14 protein-coding genes are annotated in these 14,662 nt (G+C 44.0%); all 14 read left to right on the top strand.

The window, feature by feature from the left end:
- The 14 genes from H9659_RS01820 to H9659_RS01755 all read left to right on the top strand — a co-directional run bounded on the left by H9659_RS01820 (position 1) and on the right by H9659_RS01755 (position 14,634).
- On the top strand, positions 1-963 hold the full coding sequence (locus H9659_RS01820) for an ABC transporter permease (RefSeq protein WP_191688193.1): 963 nt from the start codon (positions 1-3) through the stop codon (positions 961-963).
- Between the two features lie 182 nt (positions 964-1,145).
- The gene (gene yfmF / locus H9659_RS01815; RefSeq protein WP_191688192.1) at positions 1,146-2,435 is read left to right on the top strand and encodes an EF-P 5-aminopentanol modification-associated protein YfmF; all 1,290 of its coding nucleotides are present in this window, start codon (positions 1,146-1,148) and stop codon (positions 2,433-2,435) included.
- Positions 2,428-3,726 carry an EF-P 5-aminopentanol modification-associated protein YfmH gene (gene yfmH / locus H9659_RS01810; RefSeq protein ID WP_191688191.1) on the top strand — a complete coding sequence of 433 codons (1,299 nt, stop codon included), beginning with the start codon at positions 2,428-2,430 and terminating at the stop codon, positions 3,724-3,726. Before yfmF ends, yfmH begins: the two co-directional genes overlap by 8 nt.
- Positions 3,723-4,457: an elongation factor P 5-aminopentanone reductase gene (gene ymfI, locus H9659_RS01805; protein ID WP_191688190.1), complete on the top strand. Its 735-nt coding sequence runs from the start codon at positions 3,723-3,725 to the stop codon at positions 4,455-4,457. Before yfmH ends, ymfI begins: the two co-directional genes overlap by 4 nt.
- 137 nt (positions 4,458-4,594) lie before the next feature.
- Positions 4,595-5,392, top strand: coding sequence for a DUF3388 domain-containing protein (locus tag H9659_RS01800; RefSeq protein WP_191688189.1), 798 nt, complete (start codon positions 4,595-4,597; stop codon positions 5,390-5,392).
- Between the two features lie 18 nt (positions 5,393-5,410).
- Positions 5,411-6,307, top strand: coding sequence for a helix-turn-helix domain-containing protein (locus H9659_RS01795; RefSeq protein WP_191688188.1), 897 nt, complete (start codon positions 5,411-5,413; stop codon positions 6,305-6,307).
- Between the two features lie 96 nt (positions 6,308-6,403).
- Positions 6,404-6,982 (top strand): CDP-diacylglycerol--glycerol-3-phosphate 3-phosphatidyltransferase, encoded by a 579-nt coding sequence (pgsA, locus tag H9659_RS01790; protein WP_191688187.1) that lies wholly within the window; start codon positions 6,404-6,406, stop codon positions 6,980-6,982.
- Positions 6,983-6,997: 15 nt separating this feature from the next.
- On the top strand, positions 6,998-8,242 hold the full coding sequence (locus tag H9659_RS01785; protein WP_191688186.1) for a competence/damage-inducible protein A: 1,245 nt from the start codon (positions 6,998-7,000) through the stop codon (positions 8,240-8,242).
- 172 nt (positions 8,243-8,414) lie between these two features.
- Positions 8,415-9,473, top strand: a complete 1,059-nt coding sequence (gene recA / locus H9659_RS01780; RefSeq protein WP_191688185.1) for a recombinase RecA — start codon at positions 8,415-8,417, stop codon at positions 9,471-9,473.
- A gap of 259 nt (positions 9,474-9,732) precedes the next feature.
- Positions 9,733-11,289, top strand: coding sequence for a ribonuclease Y (gene rny / locus H9659_RS01775; protein ID WP_191688184.1), 1,557 nt, complete (start codon positions 9,733-9,735; stop codon positions 11,287-11,289).
- 60 nt (positions 11,290-11,349) lie between these two features.
- Positions 11,350-12,147: a TIGR00282 family metallophosphoesterase gene (locus H9659_RS01770; RefSeq protein WP_191688183.1), complete on the top strand. Its 798-nt coding sequence runs from the start codon at positions 11,350-11,352 to the stop codon at positions 12,145-12,147.
- Positions 12,148-12,235: 88 nt separating this feature from the next.
- Positions 12,236-12,514 (top strand): stage V sporulation protein S, encoded by a 279-nt coding sequence (locus H9659_RS01765; RefSeq protein WP_025784978.1) that lies wholly within the window; start codon positions 12,236-12,238, stop codon positions 12,512-12,514.
- Between the two features lie 159 nt (positions 12,515-12,673).
- Positions 12,674-14,200, top strand: coding sequence for a tRNA (N6-isopentenyl adenosine(37)-C2)-methylthiotransferase MiaB (gene miaB / locus H9659_RS01760; protein WP_191688182.1), 1,527 nt, complete (start codon positions 12,674-12,676; stop codon positions 14,198-14,200).
- Complete coding sequence (locus H9659_RS01755) at positions 14,200-14,634, top strand: RicAFT regulatory complex protein RicA family protein (RefSeq protein WP_191688181.1); 435 nt, start codon at positions 14,200-14,202, stop codon at positions 14,632-14,634. Before miaB ends, H9659_RS01755 begins: the two co-directional genes overlap by 1 nt.
- Positions 14,635-14,662: the final 28 nt, after the last annotated feature.

The following is a 14,662-nucleotide window of genomic DNA, read 5'->3' as shown; positions in this document are numbered from 1 at the left end:
ATGGGTGGCTTTCTCGATATACTATATTTCATCGTTCCAATATCGATTGCTTACGCTGCGCCTCTAATTTTCACCGCGATTGGCGGTGTGTTCTCTGAACGCTCGGGTGTCATCAATATTGGTCTCGAAGGACTGATGGTGATGGGGGCGTTCGTAGGAATCGTCTTCAACCTGTTTTATGTAGATACGTTCGGAGCGTGGACGCCATGGGTGTCAATTTTAGCTGCAATGCTCGTATCGGCAATTTTCTCCCTCATGCACGCAGTCGCTTCGATTTCTTTCCGTGCCGATCAGGTCGTATCGGGTGTTGCGATTAACTTGCTAGGGATAGCAATTGCTTTGTTCTCAGTAAAAATGATTTATGGAAAAGGACAGACTGACTTTATCCAGAAAAAAATACCGCGGTTCAATATTCCTTTTCTGCAGGACATTCCGGTAATTGGACCCATGTTCTTCAAGTCAGTTTATGGTTCCTCCATTTTAGCTGTTGTCGTTGCAATCCTTGCCTGGTTTATCATCTTTAAGACGCCATTCGGTTTGCGTCTCCGTTCTGTAGGAGAACACCCTATGGCAGCGGATACGATGGGGATTAAAGTCAAACGGATCCGTTATATTGCCGTGATTATTTCCGGCGGACTCGCTGGTATGGGTGGCGCTGTCTATGCACAAACCATGACAAATGATTTTGGACACGCGACAATCAATGGTCAAGGATTCATGGCATTGGCTGCTATGATCTTCGGAAAGTGGCATCCGATCGGTGCGATGGGAGCAGCGTTGTTCTTCGGCTTTGCTCAAGCACTTGCTATCAGTTCTTCCGGCATTCCATTCATGGAAAATGTGCCGTCTGTATTCTTGTATATTTTGCCTTACGCACTTACGATTATTGCGCTTGCTGGATTTATCGGAAAAGCGAATGGACCAAAAGCCCTTGGAGATCCATACATCAAAGGATCCCGATAATCATTTACTGCCCGAATTGTCCGTCCTAGGACTCTTCGGGCAGTTTTTTGATGAAACCATTCACTTGTATGAGAACGTTTGGAAATGTATAGTGAAGTTGGAAAGAAGCATACTACTTGAACACGCAAATTGCGTGAGAATCATACCATATACTTATCCTAGAGATCGAGGTGTTTTTTTGCATGTTCCATAAAACAGAACTTCAATCTGGCGTGAATTTGTACACACGTCAAACTGCGCAGTTTAAAACTGTAAGTGTAGCCATTAAATTCACAGCTCCTTTGACAGAAGAAAGTGCAGCGGCGCGTACAGTACTTGCCAATGTGCTGGAGGATTCATCTGCACAATACCCGACACGGACAAAATTGCGGCAAGCGCTGGAAGAACTATATGGCGCTGTATACTATACAGACACAAGTAAAAGAGGGAACGAGCATATCTTTACGATTTATGCGGAGAGCGTAAACGAAGAGTATTTGCGCAATCCCGATGTCCCTGTCTTCGAGCAGCTACTCACACTCGTTACAGAGAGTTTGTTTAAACCGAATTTGAACGATGGCGTTTTTGACGGAGCAATAGTAGAAAGAGAAAAACAGACAGTTATTGATCGTATTGGATCCGTCTATAATGATAAAACCCGGTATGCAAACAAGCGGATGCTTGAACTGATCCGCTCAGGGCAGCCAGCATCACTATCCGCTTCCGGAACGGAAAAAGCGGTCTCGGCTATAACTAAGGAGTCTTTAAAAACAACGTACGATCAGATGTTGAACGAAGATACGATCGACATTTATATTCTTGGAGACGTAGATACAAAACAGTTGACAGAGCGTGCACAAACACTCTTCCCTTTTACACAAAGGACCCGCAAATCCATGCCTGCTGAAGCTGGGAAACAGGACGGGTATGTCCCGACTGTCAAACATATCCGTGAAAAACAAGATATGAAGCAAGGTAAGCTGAATATGGCATTCAGCACTCCTGTAGGTTTCAAGCATCCCGATTACCCGAAAATGCAGATGATGAACGGCGTATTAGGTGGATTCGCCCATAGTAAGTTGTTTATCAATGTTCGGGAGAAAGAGAGCCTTGCTTATTATTGTTCAAGCTCATATGCGTCTCATTATGGATTGCTTTATGTCATGTCAGGAATTGATGCTGAACAAGAAGAAAAGACAGCTGCGCTGATTGATCAACAGATCGAAGCGCTTAGAGATGGGGATATTTCCGACTTGGAAATTCGCCAAACGCTTGCGCTATTGTCAAACAGCATCCGTAGTTCATTCGATTCTGCTAAGGGGCAGATCGAAATTTACGACCAGTATAAGTTATTGGATGAAAACTTTACTGCAGATAAGCTTATTGAAGAATGGGAGCGCGTAACGAAAGAGGATATCCAGCAAATGGCTGCGGTACTGACGAAAGAAATCACATATCTTCTTTCCGGAAGGGAGGCAATGGACCATGAATAAAATTCATTTTGATCAATTGCAAGAAACACTCTATCATCAGAAACTTGATAATGGGCTTGACGTGTATGTTCTGCCGAAAGAAGGGTTCTCAAAGACGTATGTGACGTTTACAACGAAATATGGTTCCGTGGACCGGTCTTTCATTCCTCGTGGCGGTAAAGAACTTGTAACGGTGCCTGACGGGATTGCACACTTCCTCGAGCACAAAATGTTTGAGAAAGAAGATGGAGATGTGTTCCAGCAGTTCAGTGAAAACGCAGCTGCAGCGAACGCATTCACTTCCTTCACCCGGACATCGTATTTGTTTTCATCGACATCCGAGTTATATGAGAATACGAAGACGTTACTCGACTTTGTCCAACAACCGTACTTCACCGAAAAAACGGTTGAGAAGGAAAAAGGGATCATCGCTCAAGAGATTACCATGTATGATGACCAGGCGGATTGGCGACAATACTTTGGTACTATCGAAAACTTGTTTGAAAATCATCCAGTCCGTATCGACATTGCTGGAACTGTGGAAACGATTCAAGACATTACAGCGGAGCATCTATATGAGTGTTATGAAACATTTTATCATCCATCCAATATGGTGTTCTTTGCCGTAGGGAACGTGGACCCTGATAAAATGCTGAAGTTTGTAGAGCAAGATCAGCAAGCGAAAACATTTGAAGCACCGGAGCCTGTAGTTCGCAGTTTCCCGGATGAGCCTGATCACGCTGCCAAAAAACGTAGTGAACTGTACATGGACGTAGCCAAACCTAAGTTAATGGTAGGAACAAAGTGCCGTCATACCGATATGTCTGGAAAAGAAATGCTGGTCCGGGAATTGGCATCTGATGTGACGCTGGATATATTGTTCGGAAGATCTTCTGAGTTCTATACGAAAGCCTATAATGAGGGCTTGATCGATGAAACGTTCTCTTATGAGTTCAATCTGGAAAACGGATTCGGTTTTGCAGCGATTGGCTCTGATACTGAAAAGCCGGAGGAGTTAGAAAAGCTGATAATAAATGTTCTTGAGGATGCGAAAAATAACTGGTCCATTACAGAAGATCAGCTTGAGAGAATTCGCAAAAAACGAATCGGATTATTTATGAGAGCCTTGAATTCCCCTGAGTATATCGCAAATCAGTTCACGCATTACAACTTCAATGAGATGAACTTGTTTGACGTCGTCCCGGTATTGGAAGGGTTAACAACAGATCAGCTGAAAGCTGCCTTTGAGGATCTTTATTATGAAGATGGTCAAACGATTATGACAATCCATCCTTCGGAGCAATCGAAGTGAGTACTCGACGCCGTGCCCTTGTGCTCGGTGCGTCTGGTGGAATCGGCGAAGCTATCTGCAAAAAGATGGCATCAGAAGGCTGGTCTTTGTACATGCACTACAATAGTGGGGATGATATGATTCAACAGCTTCAAAAAGAGCTAACCGCAAACTATCCGTCCAGTGATTTTCAATATGTCCATTCAGATTTTGGTCAGTTAGGGGCAGCTGAACGTCTGGCTGCCCAGTTGACTGATGTGTCTGCTATTATTGTAGCGAATGGGCAATCGATGCTGAAACTCTTATCAGAAACAACGGAACAAGATATGGAGTCGTTATGGCGAGTGCACGTCCAAAATCCAGTCCGTCTGATTAGTTTACTTTCTGCTGGGTTGCGTTCTTATACAAGATCGTATATCGTCTTTATCGGCTCGATATGGGGCAACACGGGAGCAGCGGGTGAAGTGATGTACTCAAGTGTCAAAGGTGCCCAGCATGCGTTTGTGAAAGCTTATGCAAAGGAAGCAGCGTATGGCGGAATACGCGTCAATGGAATTGCACCTGGCTGGATTGAAACAAGGATGAATGAAGAAATTCCGGAAGATGAGAGACAAATGGTCATGGAAGAGATTCCGCTAATGGTCCCTGGAAGACCTGAAGAAGTAGCCGATCTTGTCGTTTTTTTAACGAGTGGCAAGGCTGATTATATGACTGGGGAGATCCTGAAGTTGAATGGCGGCTGGTATATCTGACCAGTTCATGGTCAACCGGATCTCCTTGTTTTAGTTTTTCGCTTTCACTCATGGACTAATTCAGCTATTATAGAAACTAAGCTGTTGTTTTTTGCGTCCTATCCAATGAATGGTGAACAGACGAAGGAGGGATTCCGTTGGGTGAGTGGTATCTGGAATACAAATTACAAGTGAATCGTCCCGGTCTTTTGGGAGATATTGCTACACTGCTTGGGATGCTCCGAGTCAATATTGTCACTATCAATGGAGTGGATGGCGATACACGTGGTATGCTTGTGCGGACAGAAGACGATGACCAAATCAGACGGTTTGAATTGATCGCTTCAACCATGGAGCAGATTGAAATCCGTAAAATCAGGGAACCGAAGCTGCGGGACGTTCTCGCTGTACGGCACGGACGGTACATCCAGCGTACAGTCGATGAACGGAAGACTTTCAGATTCCTCCGAAGCGAGTTAGGAGTTCTTGTCGACTTCATGGCGGAAATCTTTAAAACAGAGGGCCATAAGCTTGTCGGGATCAGAGGAATGCCGCGGGTCGGCAAAACTGAATCTGTCGTCGCTGCCAGTGTCTGTGCAAACAAAAAGTGGATTTTTCTTTCGTCCACGATGATTAAACAGACGGTCCGCAACAGTTTAATGGGTGATGAATTTTCAAAAGATAATATTTTCATTCTAGATGGTATTGTTACGAGGAACGCGGAAGATGAACGTCATATGCAATTAGTTCGTGAAATGATGCGACTCCCTTCAACTAAAGTTGTTGAGCATCCTGATATGTTCGTCCAACACTCGGAATATTCAATCGAAGATTTTGATTACATTATCGAACTGCGTACAACACCCGATCAGGAGATTACATACGAGGTCATCCAAAACAACGGATTGACTTCTGGCCGTGATGGCGCGGGCGGCTTAGGGATGTTCAATTTTTAAAACAGGCAGGTGATAAAGTTGTCCGGTTTAGGCGATCGCCTTAAAGAGGCGAGAAAAGCAAATGGATATACCTTGGATGACTTACAAGCAATTACTAAGATTCAGAAACGGTATTTGGCTGGAATTGAAAACGAAGACTACAGTATGATGCCAGGCTCTTTTTATGTGCGGGCATTCATTAAGCAATACGCTGAAGCGGTTGGGTTGGAAGCACAAGAAATGTTGTCATTGTACCGTGAGAACGAATCTTCGGAACAAATGAAAGAAGAGGAAATTCAACGCAGTGCTCCCCAGTTGTCACAAAAAGCAGGTTACATGAAATCTGGCAGAATGAATGAAGTTCTTCCTAAAATCATTACCGCCCTGTTCATCATCGTCATTCTTGCTGTCGTTATATTTCTTTATAAACACCAGGCGAATACTCCGAAACCTGAAGAATTAGAGACATCCGATGAGATTACAGTTGATAACAACAAACAAGATGAACCTAAAACTGATGTGAATAAAGATGAAGAGGGTAAAGATACTTCGGCTAAAGATGATGAGCCAGAAGAACCGGAAGAGAAACCTGAGGAAGTACCAGCACCTGAACAGACGCTTACACAGGGCGCTGTAAACGGGCCAACAACAACGTTTGCGCTGGAGAAATCAGACACCTTCACATTGTCCATCAAAGTGAAAGATGGCGGAGAATCATGGATCGGCGTTACCAATCAAAACGGTCAGGAACTTCTACCCAATGGCGCGCGTGTCATGAAAAACGGGGAAACAGAGGAACTCGATTTGACAGACCAACAGTCTGCCAGAGTTCGTGTAGGGCGAACTCAATTTACAGAAATTCTTGTAAATGGAGAGCCGCTTACTTACCCGAATGATACGGTCACTCAAAATATTATTATTGAATATAAAAAATGAAAATAGTCATCTGCGAAGATGACTATTTTCTTTAAGCCCTGCTGAAAGGCAGGGCTTTTCAAAGAGTAAATCTAACGAAAAGAGGGTGCTTAAAACATGAACTTGCCGAATAAAATAACCGTTTCGCGCGTTTTGCTAATTCCTGTATTCATCGTATTCATGTTAGCTGACTTCGGTATGGGGAATCTTACTATCGGAGGAACTGAACTATCTATAGAACAATTCATAGGGGGACTGCTATTCATTTTCGCTTCTGTAACGGATTGGCTGGATGGATACATTGCCAGAAAACATAACTTAGTTACCAATATGGGGAAGTTCTTGGATCCCCTTGCAGACAAATTACTTGTCTCTGCGGCATTCATCATCCTGGTTGAATTCGGATTAGCACCTTCATGGGTTGTCATTATTATCATTAGCCGTGAATTTGCGGTTACCGGATTACGGCTTCTATTAGCAGGTGAAGGGGAAGTAGTAGCTGCAAATCAGCTAGGGAAAATTAAAACAGTCACTCAAATCCTGGCGATTTCATCGCTGTTGTTGAATAATATCTTCTTTGAAGCCATCAACGTTCCTTTTGGCACAATCATGTTATACATTTGTCTCTTCTTTACAATATGGTCGGGATTGGATTATTTCATGAAGAACAAGCACGTTCTTACGAAATCTATGTAAAGGGGCAGATCGATTATGCGAGCAGAAATCATAGCGGTCGGATCAGAGTTATTGCTCGGTCAAATCACCAATACAAATGCCAAATTCATATCTGCTGAACTTGCTGATATCGGAGTGGATGTACATTATCAAACTGTCGTTGGTGATAACCCCGCACGCTTGGAAGAAGCAATCCGGATTGCTGAGGAGAGAGCGGATCTCATCATCTTCTCGGGTGGACTAGGACCGACTAAAGACGATCTGACAAAAGAGACCATTGCCAGACATATAGGGGTTGAACTGGAATCCAACAATCAGGCGTTGCTGTCGATACAAGCTTACTTTAAGCGGACAGGAAGACACATGACAGAAAATAATAAAAAACAAGCCTTAGTCCTGGAAGGCTCGACAGTCTTGGAAAACCGGTTCGGGATGGCGCCTGGTATGGCGATTTCAGCAAATGAAAGAACGTACTTGCTATTGCCCGGTCCACCGCATGAACTGGAACCTATGTTCAGGGATGAAGGCATTCCATACTTACAGCGTCTTTCAGGCATTCAGGAAATAATTGTTTCTACTGTTGTGAAATTTTTCGGGATCGGTGAAGCGGAACTTGAATACAAAGTGCAAGGCTTATTGGCCTCCCAGACGAATCCGACCATCGCTCCTCTTGCTTCAAAAGATGCGGTCACGCTTAGGGTCACAGCTAAAGCCCGTACAGCAGAAGACGCCCGCCAATTAATCGAGCCGGTTCTATGTGAACTGCATAACCAAGTTGGCGAGTTCATATATGGAACGGATGACGATACGCTGTCTTCCAAAGCTGCTTCTTTACTAACGGGGGCGGGTCTCACGATTTCGGCAGCAGAAAGTTTAACGGCCGGACTCTTCACATCATTGCTTGCAGAAGAACCAGGGATCAGCGCCTCGTTAAAAGGCGGCATGACAGTTTATGATATAGAGGCGAAAACGAAGCAACTCGGAGTCGATTCACAACTGTTAGAGACCTATGGTACAGTCAGTGCTGAATGCGCAGAAGCGTTAGCAGAGAAAATCCGTGACCGGTTCCAAACGGACATCGGCATCGGTTTAACAGGTGTTGCAGGACCGGATACACACGATGGACAGCCTGCAGGAACGATTTGGATTGGGCTTTCTTACAAAAAGAAAACAGAGTCCTACAAACTTAGATTATCAGGAGCTCGAAACACCAATCGTTTACGCGCAGCGAACTTTGCCCTTTATTATCTCATTCGTAAATTGGAATCTGAAAAGAGTTGAATTAGAAATATCGCTTCGATTCTCAATTAAAATTCAAATATCGAGTGATTTCTCAATTAAAATGAGGATTTTCAATTAAAAATAGAATACTCGTTCGCTTTTTTCTTGTTTATTTTTCTCATAAGGAGTATAGTAGAGACAGATAGAAAACACCTTGAAGGAGGAATCATTTTTGAGCGAACGTAAAGCGGCTTTAGATCAAGCACTTAAACAAATAGAGAAACAGTTTGGAAAAGGCTCTGTCATGAAGCTCGGTGAGAAGACCGATAGAGAGATTTCCACATCATCAACTGGTTCATTGGCACTTGACTCAGCATTAGGAGTTGGCGGGTATCCTAGAGGACGCGTCATTGAAATCTACGGACCTGAGAGTTCAGGTAAAACAACTGTTTCACTTCACGCAATTGCAGAAGTACAAGCTGCAGGTGGAACAGCTGCTTTTATCGACGCGGAGCACGCGCTGGATCCTGTATATGCCCAAAAACTTGGAGTGGATATCGATGAGCTCCTATTATCACAACCGGATACAGGAGAGCAAGCATTAGAAATCGCTGAAGCTCTCGTACGAAGTGGTGCAGTCGAGATCATTGTTATCGACTCTGTAGCGGCTCTCGTTCCGAAAGCGGAAATTGAAGGGGAAATGGGAGACTCACACGTAGGTCTGCAAGCACGTCTGATGTCCCAAGCATTACGTAAGCTTTCCGGCGCTATTAACAAATCGAAAACGATTGCTGTCTTCATTAACCAGATCCGAGAAAAAGTTGGAGTCATGTTCGGTAACCCTGAAGTTACACCAGGTGGACGTGCCCTTAAATTCTATGCATCTGTACGACTTGAAGTCCGTCGTGGGGAAGCTATCAAACATGGTAACGAAATCATGGGTAACAAAACTAGAATCCGTGTTGTAAAAAACAAAGTTGCTCCGCCTTTCCGTACAGCTGAAGTGGACATCATGTATGGAGAAGGAATTTCAAAAGAAGGCGAAATCGTCGATTTAGGTGTTGAAGTGGAAGTCGTTCAGAAGAGTGGAGCTTGGTATTCTTATGAAGGCGAACGCATGGGCCAAGGCCGTGAAAATGCAAAGCAGTTCTTAAAAGAAAACCCAGCAATCCGTTCGGAAATTTCAGATAAGATCCGCAGCAGCTATGGACTTACTAGTGATAACTACGTAATTGCCGCACACGAGTCAGAGGATGACGATGAATTAGAGTTGTTTGAAGAAAAGGAATAACAAATTACTGCATGGTCCTGAGCCGGCTTTCCTCATTGAGGGAGTGCCGGCTTTTCAAATGGATTTCACATCAATTGAGCTCCCACTCTGCATTAGAGAATCATAGTCTCATCGCTTCTCCCGTCTTGACATGGGAATATGACACCGATACAATTAGAGTTGTATAATTCTCACCATTTGAAAAGAATTTGGCGGTATGTTGAAAGTTGATGTACAAGCCGACTGAAAATGAAAAAATAAGCAAGAGGAGGTGACCTGAATGGGTACTATTATCATCTCCGCTTTGCTCGGTCTCATCGTCGGTGCAGTTGTTATGTTTGTTTACAACAAAAACGTGAATGAATCAAAAGTGACAGGTGCTAAGCACTCCGCCGCATCAATCGTTGAAGAGGCGAAGCGCGAAGCGGAGGCATTGAAAAAAGAAGCACTTCTTGAAGCGAAGGATGAAAATCACAAATTGCGCGTTGAGGCAGAAACGGAAATCCGTGAACGAAGGACAGAACTTCAGAAACAGGAAAACCGGTTATTGCAGCGGGAAGAGAATATGGACCGCAAAGATGATTCTCTCAACAAGCGAGAAGCAAGTCTGGAGCGTAAAGATGACGCGCTATCCGGACGACAACAGCATATTGAAGAGATGGAACGCAAGGCGGAAGAGCTGGTTGCTACGCAGCAGACTGAGCTTGAGAAAATTTCAGCTTTGACACGTGATGAGGCAAAACGTCTGATCCTGGATGATGTGGAAAGAGAACTTACTACAGATATCGCAGTGATGACAAAAGAGTCCGAACAACGTGCGAAAGAGGAATCCGAAAAGAAAGCACGAGAAATCCTGTCTCTAGCTGTCCAGCGATTCGCAGCAGATCATGTGGCTGAAACGACAGTATCCGTCGTCAATTTGCCTAATGATGAAATGAAAGGGCGAATCATAGGCAGGGAAGGGCGGAATATCCGTACTCTCGAAACTTTGACCGGAATTGACCTGATTATTGACGATACACCAGAAGCGGTTATTCTATCTGGTTTCGATCCAGTCCGACGAGAGATTGCAAGGCTGGCACTCGAAAAACTTGTAGCTGACGGAAGAATTCACCCAGCTCGAATCGAAGAGATGGTGGACAAGGCTAGACGTGAAGTGGACGAGCTCATCCGTGAAACGGGAGAGCAGACAACTTTCGATATCGGTGTCCATAATTTACATCCCGACCTTATTAAAATTCTAGGTCGCTTGAAATTCCGTACTAGTTATGGGCAAAATGTATTGAAACACTCTACAGAAGTTGCGTACCTTGCTGGATTGTTAGCAGCGGAACTCGGCGAGGATGTTACGTTAGCACGTCGTGCCGGTTTACTTCATGATATTGGAAAAGCGATTGATCATGAAGTGGAAGGCAGCCACGTGCAAATCGGTAAAGAACTCGCAGTCAAGTACAAAGAACATCCAGTTGTCATTAACAGTATCGCTTCTCACCACGGTGACGAAGAAGCAACATCGGTTATTGCTGTACTTGTTGCTGCAGCAGATGCATTATCAGCAGCGCGACCGGGTGCACGAAGCGAAACACTTGAAAACTACATCAGACGTCTCCAGAAACTGGAGGAAATCTCCGAGTCTTACGAAGGCGTTGAGAAATCATTCGCGATTCAAGCAGGTCGCGAAGTTCGAATTATTGTACGTCCCGACATCATTGATGATATTACAGCCCATCGACTTGCTCGTGACATTCGTAAACGGATTGAAGAAGAGTTGGACTACCCAGGGCATATTAAGATTACGGTTCTCCGGGAGACCCGATCGGTTGAGTACGCAAAATAAGGGAAAAGGCTTCCTGCTGCATGCTGGAAGCCTTTTTCTTTTTGGAAATGAGGAAAAGAAATGAAAGTGTTATTTATTGGAGATATCGTCGGTTCGCCTGGAAGAGATATGGTTTTTGACTACCTTCCCCGTTTGAAAAGAAAATACGAACCAGATGCAGTGATCGTCAACGGTGAAAATGCTGCGTCGGGAAGAGGGATTACAAAAGCCATTTTTGACGATTTGCTCCGTGCTGGAGTGGATGTTGTCACAATGGGAAATCATACGTGGGATCACAAAGAGATTTATGATTTCATCGACGAAACGGATTCACTGATCCGTCCAGCAAACTTTTCAGAAGAAGCACCGGGTCAAGGAATGACTTACATTGACCGCGGTGGCGTCCAATTGGCTGTCCTGAATTTGCATGGACGTACATTTTTACCGCCACATGACGATCCGTTCAAAAAAGCAGACGATCTCATAAAAGAAGCGAAGGAAAGAACCCCTCTTATTTTTGTCGATTTCCATGCAGAAGCAACGAGTGAAAAAATTGCAATGGGCTGGCACCTTGATGGGCGTGCGTCTGCGGTTGTTGGGACACACACCCATGTCCAAACTGCGGATAGTCGGATTCTTCCAGAGGGAACGGCCTATATTACAGATGTAGGCATGACAGGTCCATACGACGCAATTTTAGGTATGAAGAAAGAAGATGTCATTTATCGATTCCAGACAAATATGCCTGTCCGTTTTCAAGTGCCTAAACAAGGAAGAGCTCAATTGAACGGCGTCATTATTGACATTGACAATCAGACAGGACGTGCACGTTCCATAGAACGGGTGATGATCAATGAAGATTCACCGTTTCAGTCTTGAATTGAGCGTCTAATTGTTCCATCCCCTTCATAGGATAGTGCATGGAGAACTGCATTCCATACACTTTTTCTTACAAGGAGGAAATACCATGAATCCATTAAAAGTATCATCTCGCTCGAATCCTAATTCAGTCGCAGGCGCTCTCGTTGCAGTCATTAGAGATCAAGGGTTTGCTGAAATGCAGGCTGTAGGTGCAGGTGCCTTAAATCAGGCAGTGAAAGCAGTCGCGATTGCACGTGGCTTTGTAGCTCCAAGTGGGAGTGATTTGATATGTGCACCGGCTTTTGCAGATATTGAAATTAATGGAGAAGGCCGGACTGCCCTGAAATTATTCGTCGAGAAAAGAACGCGACAGCAAGCGTTATGAAACCGAAACTGTGGAGTATTTTCCTCCGCAGTTTTTTTCTGTGACAAATGGGGGACAATCCCTTATGTTCGTATACAGATGTCAATCCCTTCAGTATAATGAAGGTACCTACTGTTTGGTTTCGACTAGATGAACAGAATCAAGAGAGGGGCTCATCACATGAACGAAGAACAACGGCTTGCGGGGCAAGCACCTACGACAACAGAAAAAGACTACAGTCAATATTTCCAATCCGTCTATACGCCGCCATCTTTAAAAGAGGCTAAAAAGCGAGGCAAAGAAGAAATTTCTTATCATGATGATTTTATGATTGATGAACAATTTCGCGGAATGGGAATCGGACGCAAGTTTTACATACGGACATATGGCTGTCAGATGAACGAACATGATACCGAGGTCATTGCCGGGATTTTAGTAGGGCTTGGGTATGAACCGACAGATACAGTCAAGGATGCGGATGTCGTTCTCTTGAATACGTGTGCAATCCGAGAAAATGCCGAAAACAAAGTGTTCGGTGAACTTGGACATTTGAAGCCGCTTAAACTTGAACGTCCAGATATGCTGATCGGTGTATGTGGATGTATGTCACAAGAAGAATCAGTAGTCAATAAGATCCTCAAAACGTACGATCAAGTAGACATGGTCTTTGGAACGCATAATATCCACCGGCTGCCTGAAATTTTACGCGAAGCATACTTATCAAAAGAAATGGTAGTAGAAGTATGGTCAAAAGAAGGCGATATCATTGAAAACCTTCCTCGCGTACGAAAAGGGAACATAAAAGGGTGGGTCAATATCATGTACGGTTGTGATAAATTCTGCACCTATTGTATCGTTCCTTACACGCGCGGAAAAGAACGCAGTCGTCGGCCGGAAGATATTATTTTGGAAGTCCGTCAGTTAGCTGCAGCTGGCTATCAGGAAATCACCTTACTCGGTCAAAATGTCAATGCTTATGGAAAAGACTTTGAAGGCGAGAACTATCGATTAGGGGATCTGATGGACGAACTCCGCAAAATCGATATTCCCCGAATCCGTTTTACGACAAGTCATCCGCGTGATTTTGATGATCATCTCATCGAAGTACTCGCTAAGGGCGGCAATTTAGTGAATCATATTCACTTACCGGTTCAATCCGGCTCGAGTGAAATCTTGAAACTGATGTCTAGAAAATATACAAGGGAGCACTTCTTGGAACTCGTTTCGAAGATTAAACGGGCAATACCGGATGTCACGTTAACAACGGATATCATTGTCGGATTTCCAAATGAAACCGAAGAACAATTCCAAGAAACCATTTCGTTGTATAATGAGGTTGGGTTTGACATGGCCTTCACTTACATCTATTCTCCTAGAGAAGGAACACCAGCTGCCAAGATGGAAGATAATATTCCACTGGAAGTGAAGAAGGACCGACTTCAGAGACTGAACAAAGTCGTCAACGATTTCTCAGCGGCTGGGATGAAACCCTATCAAGGCAAAATCGTGGATGTGTTAGTGGAAGGGGAAAGTAAACGCAATAAGGAAGTACTCTCTGGCTATACCGAAAAAAGTAAATTGGTGAACTTCAGGGCGCCAGCGAATGTCATAGGTAAAATTGTTCAAGTTCGTATTACAGAAGCGAAGTCTTGGTCACTTGACGGAGAATTTATCGGAATAAAAGAAAAGGAAAAGGTGATGTTATAATGGAAAAACTATATACAAAAGAAGATATTATCGAAAAGTCAAGAGAGCTTGCGCATATGGTCGCAAACACGGAGCAAGTGGAATTATTCAAGAAAACGGAAGCGCATATCAATGAAAACAAGAAAGTGCGAGAGAAGATTGCAAGCTTGAAGTCACTACAAAAGCAAGCCGTCAATTTCCAGGAGTACGACAAAGAACGTGCCCTTGGCATTATAGAGAAGAAAATCGAGCAGATCGAAAATGAAATCGACGAGATTCCACTAGTTCAAGAATTCAAGCAATCTCAAAATGATGTAAATGATTTACTGCAACTGATTGCTAATACGATTTCCAATCGGGTAACTGACGAAATCATCGAGTCTACAGGTGGGGATGTACTAAAAGGCCAAACTGGATCTTACGTACAAAGCACACAGCATAAGCCTTTATCCTAACTTTCAAGTCGGGGGAGAAAAATTCTCC

Source organism: Sporosarcina gallistercoris (assembly GCF_014836415.1).
Classification (GTDB): domain Bacteria; phylum Bacillota; class Bacilli; order Bacillales_A; family Planococcaceae; genus Sporosarcina; species Sporosarcina gallistercoris.
The sequence above is the reverse complement of the archived record's forward strand: the minus strand, read 5'-3'. Positions and strand labels throughout refer to the sequence as shown.

What these genes read in the sequence shown, in the direction of transcription:
- H9659_RS01820 (WP_191688193.1), top strand. Translation starts at nt 1, where the DNA reads ATGGGTGGCTTTCTCGATATACTATATTTCATCGTTCCAATATCGATT.
- yfmF (WP_191688192.1), top strand. Translation starts at nt 1,146, where the DNA reads ATGTTCCATAAAACAGAACTTCAATCTGGCGTGAATTTGTACACACGT.
- yfmH (WP_191688191.1), top strand. Translation starts at nt 2,428, where the DNA reads ATGAATAAAATTCATTTTGATCAATTGCAAGAAACACTCTATCATCAG.
- pgsA (WP_191688187.1), top strand. Translation starts at nt 6,404, where the DNA reads ATGAACTTGCCGAATAAAATAACCGTTTCGCGCGTTTTGCTAATTCCT.
- H9659_RS01785 (WP_191688186.1), top strand. Translation starts at nt 6,998, where the DNA reads ATGCGAGCAGAAATCATAGCGGTCGGATCAGAGTTATTGCTCGGTCAA.
- rny (WP_191688184.1), top strand. Translation starts at nt 9,733, where the DNA reads ATGGGTACTATTATCATCTCCGCTTTGCTCGGTCTCATCGTCGGTGCA.
- H9659_RS01770 (WP_191688183.1), top strand. Translation starts at nt 11,350, where the DNA reads ATGAAAGTGTTATTTATTGGAGATATCGTCGGTTCGCCTGGAAGAGAT.
- H9659_RS01765 (WP_025784978.1), top strand. Translation starts at nt 12,236, where the DNA reads ATGAATCCATTAAAAGTATCATCTCGCTCGAATCCTAATTCAGTCGCA.
- miaB (WP_191688182.1), top strand. Translation starts at nt 12,674, where the DNA reads ATGAACGAAGAACAACGGCTTGCGGGGCAAGCACCTACGACAACAGAA.
- H9659_RS01755 (WP_191688181.1), top strand. Translation starts at nt 14,200, where the DNA reads ATGGAAAAACTATATACAAAAGAAGATATTATCGAAAAGTCAAGAGAG.